Source organism: Domibacillus indicus (assembly GCF_000970685.1).
Lineage (GTDB): Bacteria > Bacillota > Bacilli > Bacillales > Domibacillaceae > Domibacillus > Domibacillus indicus.
The window spans coordinates 99,827-115,424 of sequence record NZ_LAJB01000004.1; the positions used below are offsets into that span (position 1 = coordinate 99,827).

Genomic DNA, 15,598 nt, shown 5'->3' on the forward strand with positions numbered 1-15,598 from the left:
CACTTTCAGATACCTGCTGTGCAGGTATCTTTTCTTATTTGCGCAGATTGCCAAGCTCTTCTGCAATTGCCTGCATTTCGCTCGGGCTGAACGACTGTTTGCGGATGACTAAGTCGTATATCTCCCTTAGGTCTTCATACGAGGAAGTGCTGAAGTGTTCAGGGCTGATGGCGCCGGTGTTTACCATTCGGAGCTTCGTGGTAATCTGGTCGACCATATATTGAATGTTTTCTGCTGATTTTACGCTTAAATCCACGATAATGCCACCTTTTTTATTTTTTATCATCATTCCATGTTTTGCAGTACTTGTCAATAAAGCGGAAGTGGCTGCTCAGCTGCTTCGATAAACCAGGCAATCTTAAAATAAGGCTTATTTTTATAAATATGCGTTTTAATTTTTTTCATTAAGGGAAAAGCTTCAACATCTGAAAAGGAAAATCGGCTCGGAAAGCCGAATAATAAACTGTACTTATATACAGAAACAGAAAGGATGACCATTCAATGGGAAAAAGTAAATTTTTTGTTAGTGTAGCAGCGGGTGCCGCAGTAGGAGGCGTAATTGCACTTCTTGACAGCAGAACACGCCAGGAAATGGCGTCATGGGCAAGCTACATCGTAGCGCTTGCCAAGGATCCGGAGCAGTTAACAGAGTCATCGCGCGAGCTGATTGACCGTGCGACGGAAACCGCGCAGAAAATTAATCAAGATGTATCTTTTATTAAAGGAAAAGTAGAAGATTTAAAAGAATTAACGCCGGAAGTAAAAGAACTTGTTGATGAAACAAAGTCTACTTTTGTACCGGATGAACAAAACCCAGCAGCATCGTCAGCAAGTGCACAAAATCCGTCATCATAACGGAGGAGGGTATTTTTGGTTGAACAAGCAGATAAAAAAATAGAATTTCGCCGCTTTTTTAAGCATTTGCTTCGGCGGGTGAAAGCATCGGATGTACCGGGTGTGGCTGCACAAATGGCCTACTTTTTTCTGCTTGCTTTATTCCCGCTGATGATTTTTATGGTTACCTTGCTCGGGTACCTGCCCATTGACCCAACTGAAATCTTTGATATTGTTAAGAACTTTGCGCCTTCTGAATCGCTGAATCTCGTGCAGGATACACTGAGGGAGGTTACATCAAACCAGAATGGCGGCTTGCTGTCAGTTGGGGTCATCGGGACGATCTGGTCAGCGTCTAACGCGATGAATGCTGTAATTAAAGGGTTAAACTATGCGTATGATGTAAAAGAAACAAGAGCTTTTTACATAGCGCGCGGATTGTCCATTTTATTAACGTTTGCGTTTATCCTTGTGATTGGCACAATGCTCATTCTTCAAGTGTTTGGCCAGCAAATCGGCGAATTTGCATTTAATTATCTTGGAATGGGCGATGAGTTTTTAAGCATTTGGACATGGATACGCTTTTTGCTTCCACCGGTTGTACTGTTTCTTGTATTTGTGGGGCTGTATTATTTAGCTCCAAATTTGAAAGTAAAGTATGTGACCGTTTTACCGGGAGCGCTTTTCGCTACAATCGGATGGATTCTTGTCTCACTTTGCTTTTCGTTTTATGTTAATAACTTTGGCAATTATTCCGCTACTTACGGAAGCATCGGGGGCGTGATCATTTTAATGATCTGGCTTTATTTATCCGCAATGATTATTTTGATTGGCGGAGAAATAAACGCACTGCGCAATGACCAGAAACGCGGCCCGGCATAAGCAAAACCCGCTCGAGAAAAAATTCTCAAGCGGGTTTTTTTATGCGCTTTTTAATAAACGCAGGCCATTTAAGATAACAAGAATAGTGCTTCCTTCATGTCCAAGAACGCCAAAGGGAAGATCGAGAACTTGAAAGAAATTGGAGATAATCAATAAAACAATAATGGAAATAGAGAAAATAATGTTTTGTTTGACAATGCGCTGCATTTTTCGAGACAGCTTGATTGCCTGGGCGATCCTTGATAAATCATTTTTCATTAAAACAATATCCGCAGTTTCAAGTGCGACATCGGAGCCTTCACCCATGGCAATTCCAACAGAAGCTGAAGCAAGAGCGGGAGCATCATTAATTCCGTCACCAACCATAGCAACGGTTCCGTATTGTTCAAGCAGTTTTTTTACGTGGACAGCTTTTTGTTCTGGAAGACATTCAGCGATATAGGAGCCAGGCGCCGCCTCTGCAGCAATCGCTTCAGCGGTTTTATAGCTGTCGCCTGTCAGCATAACGGTAAAAATGCCTTCATTCTGCAAGGCCTTTAATGCCATTTTTGTTTCCTCACGAATAACATCCTTTAGGGCGATAACAGCCGCAATTCCTTCCTCGTCAGCTGCATAGATAATCGTTTTTCCTTCCTCGGCAAATTGAAGAGCGGCGCCATCTGCGAATGCAGCAGCGGCATCTTCACCGACAAATGCAGCTTTGCCGACTTTCCATTTTTTTAAACCGACTACTCCTTTTACTCCCCACCCTGCCGCATCTTCAAGATGATCAGGAGGCGGGAATGAAATGCTTTTCTGCTGTGCATACCGGACAACCGCATGAGCGAGCGGGTGGTTCGAACGGCTCTCAAGTGATGCAGCTGCTTGAAGCAATTCATTACGGCTTAAGCCGTCGCGAATTATAATATCGGTTACTTCCGGTTTTCCATAGGTTAATGTTCCTGTTTTATCGAAAGCAATAACTTTCACATGGTTTAAATTTTCAAGGTGGGCGCCGCCTTTGAACAATATGCCGTTCCGCGCACCGCTGGAAATAGCGGAAAGGGAAGCCGGCATAATGGAGGCGACGAGCGCGCATGGCGATGCCACTACAAGCAGAACCATCGCCCGGTAAAATGTTTCAGTCCAGGACCAGCCGAGCAGAAAATGCGGCAAAATCATCATCGCTCCAACGACAGCCAGAACGATTTTTACATAAGTACCTTCGAATCTTTCAATAAATTGCTGGGAAGGGGATTTTTCACTCTGGGCAGATTGAACAAGCTCAATAATTTTTTGAAACAGAGTCTCATTTGCTTTTTTTGTTACTTCGATATAAACGGATCCTGTCATATTCACCGTGCCGGCAAAAACATCTTCACCTGCTTTTTTGGAAACGGGCATCGATTCACCTGTAATGGCAGCTTCATCAATTGTCGTCCGGCCTTTTGAAATAAGGCCGTCTGCCGGAATGCGCTCGCCAGGTTTTACGATAATCACATCGCCGCGTGATAATTCGGAAACGTGAACCATTTTTTCGATTCCCTCGCAGAGAAGAAGAGCCATATCAGGCTGGATCTCCATTAATGCAGAAATCTCCCGCTGGCTTTTATTCATTGTATAGGTTTCAAGTGCACCACTTACCGCAAAAATAAAAATTAAAATGGCGCCTTCTGTCCAGTAACCGATCGCTGCTGATCCAGCGGCTGCTAAAATCATCAGCATCTCGACGTTTAATTCTTTATCTTCAAGTGTTGCTTCAATGCCTTCTTTTGCTTTAGCGTAGCCGCCGATAAAAAACGCTGACAAATAAACCAGGGCAGATGCTGTTTCCATTTCATTTTGAGCGAGCAGCCAGCCTGTTAAAATAAGCACACCACTGAACAGGGCAGCAATTAATTCAAAGTGCGGCACGAGTTTTTTTAATGTGCTATTTCGTAATGAGATACTCTCAATATATGCAGTCATTTTACCAGTCTCCTTATCTAATTGAGAATTAAAATCAAGTTAATGATGATGATTATCATTACCAAATCCTTTATTGAAAAGGAATTTCAATTAGAATGAATTAATTTTTATTTTATAATAATTATAATTTAAATCTATCATAGCATATCAATCAAAAGATGCAAGTATCTTTTTTTGGGCAATTTTAAGAAGGTTCTGTACAATAAGGAGTAAAAAAGGAGAGAGAAAATGGAATTTAAAATGAAAGAGGGCGGATTTACAGCCGATTTCCCATTTGGGGAGCTGCATATTTCTGGAGATGAGGCGCATGGATTCCGGCCTTACCAGCTTCTTGTTTCTTCGATTGCCGTATGCAGCGGCGGAGTTTTGCGTAAAATACTCGCCAAGCAACGAATTCATATTGAAGACATTACGATTCAAACAGATATGGTGCGTAATCCCGGTGAAGCAGACCGCGTTGAACAAATAACCCTTCATTTTATTATTAAGGGGAAAGAGTTAAAGAAGGAGAAGGTGCGCAAAGCAGTTGAATTAACCCGTAAAAACTGTTCGATGGTTCAATCCGTTTTGCCGGCTATCGAAATAAAAGAGACATTTGAACTGCAATAGTTCCAGGGCCAGTGTTAAATAAAAGTAAATAGCGGGTATGATGATTACGTATTTATGCTGTTTATTTTGATGTATTAGGGAGTGGAACTATGGGAAAAGTGTTCGCGGTTATGATTGCAGCGGGTATACCGCTGGCGGTTGCAGGATCACTTTTACACTGGCCCAGCGTGGTCATGTTTGTTATTTGCAGTGCAACAGTTATCGCACTGTCAAGCTACATGGGAAGAGCAACGGAGAGCCTGGCAATTGTAGTGGGGCCGAGGGTCGGCGGACTGCTGAACGCCACGTTTGGAAACGCTGTTGAACTGATTATTTCTATTTTTGCGCTAAAAGCTGGACTAGTCGGCGTGGTCCTTGCCTCGCTTACTGGTTCGGTGCTTGGAAACCTGCTGCTTGTCGCGGGTCTTTCTTTTTTCATGGGAGGCCTGAAATATAAGCGCCAGAAGTTTAGTGTTCATGATGCCCGCCATAATTCAGCGCTGCTTATTTTTGCTGTAATTGTCGCATTTGTCATTCCGGAAATTTTTTCAATGTCGATGGATGAAGCAAGAACGCTAAACCTGAGCATTGGAATCTCGATCGTTATGATTGCTATTTATTTAGCCGGACTTTTCTTTAAGCTTGTTACTCATCGTGGTGTGTATGCATCTGAAGGAAAGGAAGGGACGCATCAAGAAGAAGTGCCGGAATGGGGAAAAAATAAAGCCGTCATCATTTTGCTTTTGGCAACTGCTGCGGTGGCTTATGTGGCTGAAGGACTTGTGCATACATTCGAAGCGGTTGGAGAACAATTTGGCTGGTCTGAATTGTTTATCGGTGTTATTATTGTAGCCATCGTGGGCAATGCTGCCGAGCATGCTTCAGCCATTTTAATGGCGATGAAGGACAAAATGGACATAGCAGTCGAGATTGCTGTGGGGTCTACTCTTCAAGTGGCTATGTTTGTCGCACCGGTTCTTGTACTTGTATCACTGCTGTTCCCAACGCCGATGCCGCTCGTATTTACAGTACCGGAGCTTGTCTCCATGATAACGGCTGTGCTTCTGTCAATCAGCATTTCAAACGATGGAGATACGAACTGGTTTGAAGGGTTGACGCTCCTTGCTGCATACCTCATTATGGGTATTGGCTTTTATTTGCTGTAACAAAGAAAGGAAGAGCTTATTTGAAACCAATTCAAGACAAAGAAAAGCAGGTTGTTTATTTAAAAGAACGGCTGAATATTTTTATGGAAGTGCTCGATTCAATTGACCCGGAAGAAACAGAGGTAGAAGATATTGACCGCCTGATTGAGATGATCGATGATATTGAATTGAAGTGCGAGCAGTTCCGCAGCCGCGGATAATAAAAAAGCTTAAGCTGGTGTTGCCGCTTAAGCTTTTTTATATAGATGAGCTAATAAAGGATGTTAAGGGCAATTAGTACAAACCAATCAAGAGATGCCGCTGAAACCGTTTGCGATTTTTTCTTTTAAACGCTTTGGGACAGGCGTATAATAAATATGTTAGATACATAAGAAAAATCCTGAGGGGGAACTGCAGAATGAATTTGGAAACACTTCAGCAAAGCATGTATACGTTGATCGTTGAAACATCGACCAATCTTCCGAAAGACGTCCGCCGTGCCGTGAAAAAAGCAAAAGAGCGGGAAAATGCCGGAACACGGGCCGCGATGAGCCTTGACACGATCACCACTAACATTAAAATGGCGGATGATAATATTTCGCCGATCTGCCAGGATACAGGGATGCCGACTTTTAAAATTAAAACACCGGTTGGCGCAAACCAAATACATATTCAAAAAGCAATTTATGCGGCTATTGAGCAGGCAACAAAAGACGGAAAGCTCCGCCCGAATTCCGTTGACTCGCTTGATGGCTCAAACAGCGGCAATAATCTTGGGCCCGGCACACCGGTCATTAAATTTGAACAATGGGAAGAAGACTATATCGATGCGCGCCTTATTTTAAAAGGAGGCGGCTGTGAAAATAAAAATATTCAATACAGCCTTCCCTGTGAGCTGGAAGGAATCGGGAAAGCCGGCCGCGACCTGGACGGCATCCGCAAGTGCATTATGCACTCGGTTTATCAGGCACAGGGGCAGGGCTGTTCTGCCGGATTTATCGGTGTCGGCATTGGCGGCGACCGTTCGTCTGGATATGATCTGGCAAAAGCACAATTGTTCCGTGCAGTTGATGATGTAAATGAAAATGAAGAACTGCGCAAGCTGGAAGAGTATGTTCTGGAGCATGCAAATGAGCTTGGTATCGGAACAATGGGTTTTGGCGGTGAAACGACGCTGCTTGGCTGTAAAATCGGTGTGATGAACCGCCTGCCGGCCAGTTTCTTTGTATCAGTTGCGTATAACTGCTGGGCGTACCGCCGCTTAGGTGTGGCGGTTGATGCGGAAACAGGCGGGATTAAAAGCTGGTTTTACCAGGACGGGGATAAAGTTTCTCTTGAAACAGACCAGCAGCAGGAGCAGGAAGTAAAAGCAGAAAGCCGGGTTGTAACACTTCAGGCACCGATTACCGAAGAACAAATTCGCGAGCTTAAAGTTGGAGATGTCGTACAAATTAACGGTATGATGTACACCGGCCGTGATGCGATTCACAAGCATTTGAGCACAGCCGACAGCGCACCAGTTGACCTGAACGGGCAAGTCATTTACCATTGCGGCCCGGTTATGCTGAAAGATGAACAGGGGCAGTGGCATGTGAAAGCAGCAGGCCCGACTACGTCCATTCGTGAGGAGCCTTATCAGGGAGACATTATGAAACGGTTTGGCATTCGCGCGGTCATCGGCAAAGGCGGCATGGGGCCAAAAACATTGCAGGCACTTGGTGAGCATGGCGGTGTTTATTTAAATGCGATCGGCGGGGCGGCACAATACTATGCGGATTGCATCAAAGGTGTAGAAGGTGTTGATTTAATGCAGTTTGGTATTCCGGAAGCAATGTGGCATTTGCGTGTAGAAGGCTTTACAGCCGTTGTAACAATGGATTCACACGGAAACAGCCTTCATGAAGAAGTGGATAAGTCCTCACTTGAAAAATTAGCAAAGTTTAAAGAACCTGTTTTTGCTTAATCAAAAGCCCGGCGGCCCTGCCGGGTTTTTTCATTGCCTGGCCGGGAAGCAGAGAAAAAACGGCCAATTAGGGGCGGTAATCTATTTCTCCGCCCCTGGCATTGAATGTACCGCCCCAAATGAAGAAATATCGCCCTAAATAAGAAAAACGGTCCAAAACCCGGCAGGCGCCTGGCCTGATTTCGCCTGCCGGGTTTTTTTTACCTTGAAATATGTTTCCACGGATGAAGGGTCTTTATGCAGCGCATCTTAAGCGTAAAAGGTGGTGCTGAAATGAAACAGTTTATTTTATTTGTTGTTTTTCTTTTTATGCTGCCGGTTATTGCGGTCTCATCGGAAGCCGTTCATTGGGGATTTCAAAAAGGAACAGATGGACGCCAGGCGGAAGCCGGCGAACAGCTTGATCAAATGCTGGAGAAATACGATTCATTTTATAAAGGCAGCCCGAAGAAAAAAGTGCTGTATTTAACATTTGATAACGGCTATGAAAATGGCCACACGAAAACAATTCTGGATACCTTGAAAAAAGAAAAAGTTCCGGCTGCTTTTTTTGTCACCGGCCATTATGTGGAAAGTGCGCCTGAATTATTGAAGCGAATGGCTAAAGAGGGGCATATTATCGGCAATCATTCCTGGCATCATTATGACTTAACAACAGTGCCGGGCAGTACAGTAATCGAGGAAATGAAGCTTGTTGAAAAAGAAGTCGCCAAAGTAACCGGCCAGAAAAAAACGAAATATATTCGTCCGCCGCGGGGTATTTTCTCGGAAAACGTATTAAAAACTGCACAAAAAGCAGGCTATACACACGTTATGTGGTCCCTTGCGTACGTAGACTGGTATGCGGACCAGCCAAAAGGAAAGCAGTATGCGTATGATGAAATTATGAAACAGATTCATCCAGGTGCTGTTATTATGCTCCACAGTGTTTCAAAGGATAATGCTGAAGCGCTGCCGGATGTAATTCGTGACTTGAAGAAAAAAGGGTACACATTTAAATCCCTTGATCACCTTGCCGGCGCTTAACGCCGGCTTCTTTTGATTAAAAGGGTTGTATGATACAGTAAAGCATGAGGTGACTTGAATGAAAAATGGAATAGAAATGAAACCGGGCCAGACGTTCCCGCTTACGATAAAAAGAATTGGCATTAATGGAGAGGGAGTCGGCTATTTCAAGCGAAAAGCGGTATTTGTACCGGGAGCTCTTCCAGGAGAGGAGATTACTGCAGAAGCGATAAAAGTAATGCCCAAATTTACAGAAGCTGCGATTAAAAAGCTGCGCAAGCCATCGCCAGACCGTGTGAAACCACCCTGCCCAATTTACCATGAATGCGGCGGATGCCAGCTGCAGCATCTTTCCTACGAAGGCCAGCTGGCCGAAAAAAAGGGAGTAATTGTTCAGGCGCTTGAACGCTATACTTCTTTTAATGTCGAAAAGCTGCCCATTCACGATACGATCGGCATGGATGACCCATGGCGCTACCGGAATAAAGCCCAGTTCCAGACAGGAATTCGCAGAGGAAGAATGATCTCGGGACTCTACAGTTCGAATTCCAATGAGCTGGTCGACATTGAAGAATGCATTGTGCAGCACCATGCCGTGGATGAAACGATTCATCAGTGCAAAAAAATATTGAACAAGCTGTCTATTCCGGTGTACAGCTCGAAAAATAAGCAGGGTGTGAAAACCATTGTGGTCCGGTATGGATTTGAAACAGGGGAAGTGCAGGCGGTTATTGTCACGGGCGATAAAAACTTCCCGAAAGCGGGCCAGTTTGCCGAGCAGCTGATGGCGCAAAAGCCGCAGGTGAAATCAGTCGTTCATAACGTGAATCCGGGAAATACACATCTGGTAATGGGAGACGTTTCTAAAACCATCGCCGGCAGTGACACGATCACGGAAAAACTAGGTGAGTTTGAATATGAGTTATCAGCTCGTGCTTTTTTTCAGCTGAATCCTGTTCAAACAAAAAAGCTGTACGATGAAGTAAAAAAAGCTGCGAATGTAAAGCCGACAGATAAAGTAGCGGATGCTTACTGCGGTTCGGGCACGATCGGTCTCTGGGTCGGCAGGCAGGCAGCGGAAGTGCGCGGCATGGATACCATTGCGGCTTCTATTAAAGATGCCCGTGCCAATGCAAAGAAATATGACGTCAACGCTGTCTACGAAGTGGGACCTGCCGAAAAATGGCTGCCTGCCTGGAAAGAAAAAGGATGGGTGCCCGATGTGCTTGTAACCGATCCGCCGCGCGCCGGGCTGGACCGGAAGCTTGTTCAAACGATAAAGCAGATTAAACCGGCTACTTTTGTTTATGTTTCCTGCAACCCATCCACACTGGCAAAGGATTTAATGGAGCTTGCCTCTGTTTATAAAATCGAAAGCATTCAGCCAGTGGATATGTTTCCGCAGACAGCGCAGGTAGAGGCGGTAGTCACGTTAAAGAAAAAATAATGGAACAATAGAAAGCTGCGCTGAACATATTTTGTTTACGCAGCTTTTACGTTAGCTTGAATATAAATCAGCAAGTGCCCCGCGGATAAGAGGGAATTCAAATTGAAACCCGGCTTTCATTAGCCTGTCCGGCAGCACTTTTTGTCCGTCTAACACAACCGTGCTCATTTCGCCAAGAGCAAGCTTTAAGGCAGGCTCAGGAACAAACAGCCAGTGAGGGCGGCCGAGCACTTTTGCAAGAGTTTTGCCAAGATCGTTCATTCGCACGGGATTTGGCGCAGTAACATTAAGAGGACCTTCTATTGTTTCATTTTCAGCTGCAAACCGTAACGCCCGTGCTGTATCTTTTACATGAATCCAGGACATCCACTGGCGGCCGGTGCCGAGTTTGCCGCCCGCTCCCAATTTATACGGCACAGCCATGCGAGGAAGCGCCCCATCCTCCGTTCCTAAAATAACACCAAACCGGGCGAGGACGGTTCTTATGCCGGCTTTGTCTGCTTCAATGGCTTCCTGCTCCCAGATGTTGACGACACGGCTTAAAAAGCCAGTGCCGGCTGTACGTGTAGACTCTGTAAAGACTTCCATTTCCGAAACAGGATAAATACCGATAGCGCTTGCGTTTACAAACACTTTTGGCTTCTGTTCAAGTGCATTCATGATCCGAACGATTTCACGAGTGGCGGTAATGCGGCTGTCTAGTATACGTTTTTTTCGTTCTGTGGTCCATCGTCCGCTGTTGATCGATTCGCCGGCTAAATTAAAGAAAAGATCTGTTCCGCTTAATTCTTTTTCCGGTTGTGCGCCAGATGAAAGCCATTTCACATAGTGAAGATGTTCTTCTTCTTTCTTATTTTCCGTGTTTCGCGTTAAAATAATAACATCGTATCCATGGCGGATAAGTTCAGCTGCCAGTTCTTTGCCGATAAAGCCAGTGCCGCCTGTAATTGCAGCTTTCATAATGAAAACCTCCTGACTTTTTAATATATTATTATTTTACCTGTTTGAATCATAAAAAAACTATTCGGATGTGCAAAGGAGGCTGAGTTGTGGGTATTATTACCAAAATAGCGATGCAGCAAAAACGAGTGGACCGCTATAATATAGAAATTGACGGGAATTACGCATTCAGTGTGGATGAAGCCATCTTGATTGAATTTGATTTAAAAAAAGGAAAGCCTGTGACAGAAGCAGAAATCACCGAAATTAAAATTCGTGATGGTGTACAGCGCGGGATCAATACGGCTGTCAACTTTTTATCCCTCCGCATGCGTTCAAAAAAAGAAGTGCTTGACTATTTAAGAAAAAAAGAAATCGATCCGGGCTCCTGGGAGGAAATTATGAGCCGGCTGGAATCGATGGGCTATTTAAATGATGAGCAGTTTGCGGATGCTTATATTAAAACACAGATTCAGACGACAGAAAAAGGCCCGGCTGTTATTTTGCGTGAACTAAAGGAAAAAGGCGTTGAAGACCATATCGCTTTTTCACTTATTGAACAGTTTACAGAAGAAGAACAGGCTGCAAAGGCAGCATCTTTATTTCACAAGCAGCGAAAAAAATACAAGCACGATTCCGCTTTTTTACAGAAGAAAAAAGCAGAGCAGCATGTAATGGCAAAAGGATATTCAGCAGATATTTTAAAAAAAGCATCAACAGAGCAGGAACTGGATGAAGAAGCAGAAATGGATGCGCTTATGCATCAGACGGCAAAAGCACATCGCCGCTATCGCTCACTCGAAGAGCGGGAATACCGCCAGAAAATGAAGATGGCTCTTTACCGAAAAGGCTTTGATTTATCGGATATTGACCGGGCGATTGACTCTTTGCTAGAAGAAGAATACGAGGGGAAGAATAAATGATGGAGCATGAAAAGCGATACAGTGAAATGAGCGAGACAGAATTAAAGGAGGAAATTGCACAGCTTCGGGAAAAAGCGCGTAAAGCAGAACAGCTTGGCATTATTAACGAGTTTGCTGTGTATGAACGGCGCGTATCGATGGCGCAGGCGTATTTAATCAACCCGGATGATTTCAAGCCGGGCAGGCTGTATGAGTTAAAATCAGATCCAGGAAATTATTTTAAAATAGAGTATTTGAACGGCGTCTTCGCCTGGGGATACAGATTAAATGGAGATGGAAAAGAAGAAGGGCTTCCAATTTCGCTATTAAACAAGGGAGTGTGATAAACATGGAAGAAGTATTTCAAAAATTAACAGAGCGGCTGCTTCAAAAAAACAGCCGCCTGTCAGTTGCCCGCGCGCGCACGTGGGTAGAGCTTTTATGGGAGGATTTTGAAACAACCTATGCAAAAGCAGGCCACGACTACAGGGGCAAAGAACTAACTGAAAAAATGGTCACCCAGCTGATCGAAAGCTATGGAAGCAATCTGCATGAATTCGCGGCCCGCAATCCAAAGTATAAGCATTTGCTCGATGACTCAAATGATCTCACCCATTAATCTCCGGGCAGGAATGTTAATTTCTTACGCAGCTTCTCTTCACTAAAAATCCAGCCGGTGTACGAGCCGATAATGTTATAGTTTAAATCCAGCTGTACCACCGCGACAAAAGGATAATAATTTTTGCTGCGGTAACGAAGGTCAATGAATTTCACTTCGTAGCAGTCATTGTATTCGGCCATTTCCCATCGGTAAACAGGAGAAAAGTGAAGAAAGGCAGCCAGGTTTTTATCTTTTTTCGCCGCATTAAATAAAATTGTTTCCGGTACGGGCACCCGCTTGTATTTATCCAAAATTGTAACGGACCGGCGATAGCCTCTCGCTACATAAAAATAGTCAGGAGATTTTACGGCAATACGCCATTGATTAAAACGGATGGTTGGTGCGATAATAATTTCTTCCGCATCCGGAATAAGCCGGCGGACGGACTGGCGTATAGCTGCCTGCATTTGAAAGCGGAGCACGTAGTAAATAAACAATACAGCATAAACGGCAATAAAAGTAAATGCCGGGTCAAAGCCAGCAAGCCACCAGAGCAGAAGGCCAATAACGTGCATAACGAAAATAAACCAGTCGAACGTGTTAATAATGCCGAGTGCGACCCATCTTGATGAAAACGGGCGCAGGGCCTGCGTGCCATATGCGTTAAAAATATCAACAAACACATGGAAAAAAACAGCGATTTGCGACCAGAGCCAGAGATGGAGAACATTGGCATCCGGAAAAATAAGAAACAGCGCTCCGGCAATAAGAAGAGGCCAGAGAATAACAGCTGGAATAGAGTGCGTAGCACCCCGGTGATTTCGGATATAAACCGCGTTGTTGCGGAGTTTTAAAATGGTATCAATATCTGGCGCCTGAGAGCCGATCAGGGCGGCCGCCATTACTGCATATTTTGTGGCGGGTTCTGCTGCAACAACAGGGTCAATTGTTGCCAGGCCGCCAAGAGCAAAGCCCATGACAATGTGAGTGCCTGTATCCAACGGACAGCCTCCTTTATGAAAAAATCTAACTTCTATTTGGTATTCCCGATTTTCAGTCTATTGTAACATGCAGAAAGCGGAGGAAAAATAATTTGCCCGAAAACAATGCACTACAGAAAATAAATGTTCAAAAGTTTCAAAAGGACCTGGTCAGCTGGTATAAAGCGGAAAAGCGTGATCTGCCGTGGCGGCGTGAACGAGACCCATACAAAATCTGGGTATCGGAAATTATGCTGCAGCAGACACGTGTCGAAACCGTTATTCCTTATTTTAACCGATTTATTGAGCAGTTTCCCACTATTGACGCTCTTGCGTCAGCTGATGAGGAATCAGTTCTGAAAGCGTGGGAGGGTCTCGGCTATTACTCACGCGTCCGCAATTTACAATCGGCTGTGCAGGAAGTGGCAGAAAGCTACGGAGGAACAGTGCCGGCTGACAAAAATGACTTTTTATCCTTGAAAGGCGTTGGCCCATACACAGGAGGAGCGGTCCTAAGCATTGCCTACGGGCTGCCTGAACCGGCTGTTGACGGCAATGTAATGCGGGTTATGTCCCGTATTTTAACGATTTGGGATGACATTGCTAAGCCGTCTGCACGCAAAGTATTTGAAGAAGCAGTCCGGCAGCTGATGTATAAAGAAGACCCTTCTTCGTTCAATCAAGCATTAATGGAGCTGGGGGCGATGATTTGCACGCCGACCTCACCGGCCTGTCTGCTATGTCCAGTGCAGAATCACTGCCAGGCATTCGAGGAAGGTGTGCAGCGCGAACTTCCGGTAAAAACAAGAAAGAAATCTGATAAGAAAGTCCGAATGGGGGCTGTAGTGCTTGAAGCGGCCGATGGGACGGTTCTCATTGAAAAGCGCCCGGCATCAGGCCTGCTGGCCAGCTTATGGCAGTTTCCAAATATGGAGCTGCCGGCCGGGGTAAACCCGCGGGCTGCTTTGGAATCATACATCAAAGAAAGATACGGGCTTACTGCCCGCGTCTATTCAGAAAAAGTAACAGAAATTACTCATGTGTTTTCCCATTTAACATGGGAAATTGATGTATTCGTTGGAACAATTGATTTAAAAACAGAAAAAGAACCGGCTAAACTTATTTTAAAACAAGATGTTGAAACGTTCGCATTTCCGGTTTCTCACCAAAAAATCTGGCAGCACGTGAAAGGAATGGAGAAATGAAAACAGCATTAGTAACAGGATCAAGCCGCGGTGTCGGCAAAGCAATTGCACTTGCACTGGCTAGACAGGGATATGACATTGTTGTGAATTATGCCCGCAGCAAAACAGCGGCAGAAGAAACAGCAAAAGAAGTTGAAGCACTCGGCCAGCGTGCTCTTGTGATCAAAGCCAACGTGGGCGACACAGATAAAATTAAGGCAATGTTTGAAACAATCAGCCGTGAATTTGGACGTCTCGATTTATTTATTAACAACGCGGCATCCGGCGTACAGCGCCCAATTATGGAGCTTGAGGAAAAACATTGGGACTGGACTATGGACATCAACAGCAAGGCACTTTTATTTTGCGCACAGGAAGCAGCAAAATTAATGGAAAAAAACGGCGGAGGATCAATCATCAGCATTAGTTCGCTCGGCTCGATCCGCTACTTGAAAAATTACACGGCAGTAGGTGTATCAAAAGCAGCTGTAGAAGCGTTAACCCGTTATTTATCAGTAGAGCTGGCACCGAAAAATATCGTTGTCAATGCGGTTTCAGGAGGAGCGATTGACACCGATGCGCTGAAGCATTTTTCAAACCGGGACGAAATTCTTGCTGACGCAAAGGAAAACACGCCCGCCGGCCGGATTGTTGAAATGGAGGATATCGTTCAAACCGTCCTGTTTTTAGCATCGCCGGGAGCTTTTATGATCCGCGGCCAGACGATTATTGTGGATGGAGGACGTTCCCTGCTCGTTTAGGATTTTCCCGAATAACTTCACCCCTTTCCGGTCAATATAATCAGCGTGGAGAACAACGCCACAAAAAAAACGCAGGGGTGAAAAAAATGACTAACAATCGCAATAAAACAACAACTGGTACAGACCTCAACAAAGTACAAAAGCAAAACGCAGCATCTGCTCAAGGCCAGCAGTATCAAACAGAATTTGCTTCTGAAACAGATGCACAGCAGGTAAGACGCCAGAATGCTGCTTCTGCTTCTGCTCAAGCGCGCCGCAGCGCACGCGGTGGTATGTCTGCAAACTCATCCCAGCAGTATGCGGAAGAATTTGCGGCTGAAACAGATGTTCAAGAAGTGAAAAAACAAAATGCACGCTCACAAGCAAAAGCGGGTAAAAATAGCTCAACAAACCAATAAGGTGGAAACAAATGAAGCCCCG

At 44.8% G+C, this 15,598-nt stretch carries 18 protein-coding genes; 14 read left to right on the forward strand and 4 right to left on the reverse strand.

Going from position 1 to position 15,598, the window contains the following annotated elements; translation table 11 throughout:
* Window positions 1-34 precede the first annotated feature (34 nt).
* Complete coding sequence (locus tag VP98_RS07685) at window positions 35-256, reverse strand: DUF1128 domain-containing protein (RefSeq protein WP_046174824.1); 222 nt, start codon at window positions 254-256, stop codon at window positions 35-37.
* Window positions 257-501: 245 nt separating this feature from the next.
* On the opposite strand from VP98_RS07685, the gene VP98_RS07695 reads away from it, so the two are divergent.
* Together VP98_RS07695 and VP98_RS07700 are read left to right on the forward strand one after the other, a co-directional pair.
* On the forward strand, window positions 502-855 hold the full coding sequence (locus tag VP98_RS07695; protein ID WP_046174799.1) for a hypothetical protein: 354 nt from the start codon (window positions 502-504) through the stop codon (window positions 853-855).
* 15 nt (window positions 856-870) lie between these two features.
* Window positions 871-1,716, forward strand: coding sequence for a YihY/virulence factor BrkB family protein (locus VP98_RS07700; RefSeq protein ID WP_082087886.1), 846 nt, complete (start codon window positions 871-873; stop codon window positions 1,714-1,716).
* Window positions 1,717-1,755: 39 nt separating this feature from the next.
* Here VP98_RS07700 and VP98_RS07705 read toward each other — a convergent pair whose 3' ends face one another.
* The gene (locus VP98_RS07705; RefSeq protein WP_046174800.1) at window positions 1,756-3,663 is read right to left on the reverse strand and encodes a heavy metal translocating P-type ATPase; all 1,908 of its coding nucleotides are present in this window, start codon (window positions 3,661-3,663) and stop codon (window positions 1,756-1,758) included.
* Window positions 3,664-3,891: 228 nt separating this feature from the next.
* On the opposite strand from VP98_RS07705, the gene VP98_RS07710 reads away from it, so the two are divergent.
* The 6 genes from VP98_RS07710 (at window position 3,892) to rlmD (ending at window position 9,811) form a co-directional block, all read left to right on the forward strand.
* Window positions 3,892-4,272, forward strand: a complete 381-nt coding sequence (locus tag VP98_RS07710) for an OsmC family protein (protein WP_046174801.1) — start codon at window positions 3,892-3,894, stop codon at window positions 4,270-4,272.
* An 89-nt stretch (window positions 4,273-4,361) separates the two neighbouring features.
* A complete protein-coding gene (gene cax, locus VP98_RS07715) occupies window positions 4,362-5,417 on the forward strand; it encodes a calcium/proton exchanger (RefSeq protein WP_046174802.1) in 1,056 nt (351 codons plus the stop codon).
* Between the two features lie 20 nt (window positions 5,418-5,437).
* Window positions 5,438-5,617 carry an SE1561 family protein gene (locus tag VP98_RS07720; RefSeq protein ID WP_046174803.1) on the forward strand — a complete coding sequence of 60 codons (180 nt, stop codon included), beginning with the start codon at window positions 5,438-5,440 and terminating at the stop codon, window positions 5,615-5,617.
* A gap of 197 nt (window positions 5,618-5,814) precedes the next feature.
* Window positions 5,815-7,359 carry a fumarate hydratase gene (locus VP98_RS07725; RefSeq protein WP_046174804.1) on the forward strand — a complete coding sequence of 515 codons (1,545 nt, stop codon included), beginning with the start codon at window positions 5,815-5,817 and terminating at the stop codon, window positions 7,357-7,359.
* A gap of 273 nt (window positions 7,360-7,632) precedes the next feature.
* Window positions 7,633-8,385 (forward strand): delta-lactam-biosynthetic de-N-acetylase, encoded by a 753-nt coding sequence (gene pdaA, locus VP98_RS07730; protein WP_046174826.1) that lies wholly within the window; start codon window positions 7,633-7,635, stop codon window positions 8,383-8,385.
* Between the two features lie 58 nt (window positions 8,386-8,443).
* On the forward strand, window positions 8,444-9,811 hold the full coding sequence (rlmD, locus tag VP98_RS07735) for a 23S rRNA (uracil(1939)-C(5))-methyltransferase RlmD (protein WP_046174805.1): 1,368 nt from the start codon (window positions 8,444-8,446) through the stop codon (window positions 9,809-9,811).
* A 51-nt stretch (window positions 9,812-9,862) separates the two neighbouring features.
* On the opposite strand, the gene VP98_RS07740 is transcribed toward rlmD, so the two are convergent.
* A complete protein-coding gene (locus VP98_RS07740) occupies window positions 9,863-10,771 on the reverse strand; it encodes a TIGR01777 family oxidoreductase (protein ID WP_046174806.1) in 909 nt (302 codons plus the stop codon).
* Window positions 10,772-10,860: 89 nt separating this feature from the next.
* Between VP98_RS07740 and recX the strand changes: the two genes are divergently transcribed.
* Genes recX through VP98_RS07755 form a run of 3 tightly spaced genes read left to right on the forward strand, consistent with a single transcriptional unit; the run spans window position 10,861 to window position 12,271 of the window.
* On the forward strand, window positions 10,861-11,673 hold the full coding sequence (gene recX / locus VP98_RS07745) for a recombination regulator RecX (RefSeq protein ID WP_046174807.1): 813 nt from the start codon (window positions 10,861-10,863) through the stop codon (window positions 11,671-11,673).
* Window positions 11,673-11,996 carry a YfhH family protein gene (locus VP98_RS07750; RefSeq protein ID WP_046174827.1) on the forward strand — a complete coding sequence of 108 codons (324 nt, stop codon included), beginning with the start codon at window positions 11,673-11,675 and terminating at the stop codon, window positions 11,994-11,996. The genes recX and VP98_RS07750 overlap by 1 nt, the downstream gene beginning before the upstream one ends.
* 5 nt (window positions 11,997-12,001) lie before the next feature.
* On the forward strand, window positions 12,002-12,271 hold the full coding sequence (locus tag VP98_RS07755; protein ID WP_046174808.1) for a YfhJ family protein: 270 nt from the start codon (window positions 12,002-12,004) through the stop codon (window positions 12,269-12,271).
* Here VP98_RS07755 and VP98_RS07760 read toward each other — a convergent pair.
* Window positions 12,268-13,254: a metal-dependent hydrolase gene (locus VP98_RS07760; protein ID WP_046174809.1), complete on the reverse strand. Its 987-nt coding sequence runs from the start codon at window positions 13,252-13,254 to the stop codon at window positions 12,268-12,270. The two genes, VP98_RS07755 and VP98_RS07760, sit on opposite strands and share 4 nt — an antisense overlap.
* Window positions 13,255-13,313: 59 nt before the next feature.
* Between VP98_RS07760 and mutY the strand changes: the two genes are divergently transcribed.
* From mutY to VP98_RS07775, 3 genes are all read left to right on the forward strand, one after another.
* A complete protein-coding gene (gene mutY, locus VP98_RS07765) occupies window positions 13,314-14,438 on the forward strand; it encodes an A/G-specific adenine glycosylase (RefSeq protein WP_407919210.1) in 1,125 nt (374 codons plus the stop codon).
* Window positions 14,435-15,178 carry an enoyl-[acyl-carrier-protein] reductase FabL gene (gene fabL / locus VP98_RS07770; RefSeq protein WP_046174811.1) on the forward strand — a complete coding sequence of 248 codons (744 nt, stop codon included), beginning with the start codon at window positions 14,435-14,437 and terminating at the stop codon, window positions 15,176-15,178. Before mutY ends, fabL begins: the two co-directional genes overlap by 4 nt.
* 86 nt (window positions 15,179-15,264) lie before the next feature.
* The gene (locus VP98_RS07775; protein ID WP_046174812.1) at window positions 15,265-15,576 is read left to right on the forward strand and encodes a gamma-type small acid-soluble spore protein; all 312 of its coding nucleotides are present in this window, start codon (window positions 15,265-15,267) and stop codon (window positions 15,574-15,576) included.
* The last annotated feature ends 22 nt before the right edge of the window (window positions 15,577-15,598 follow it).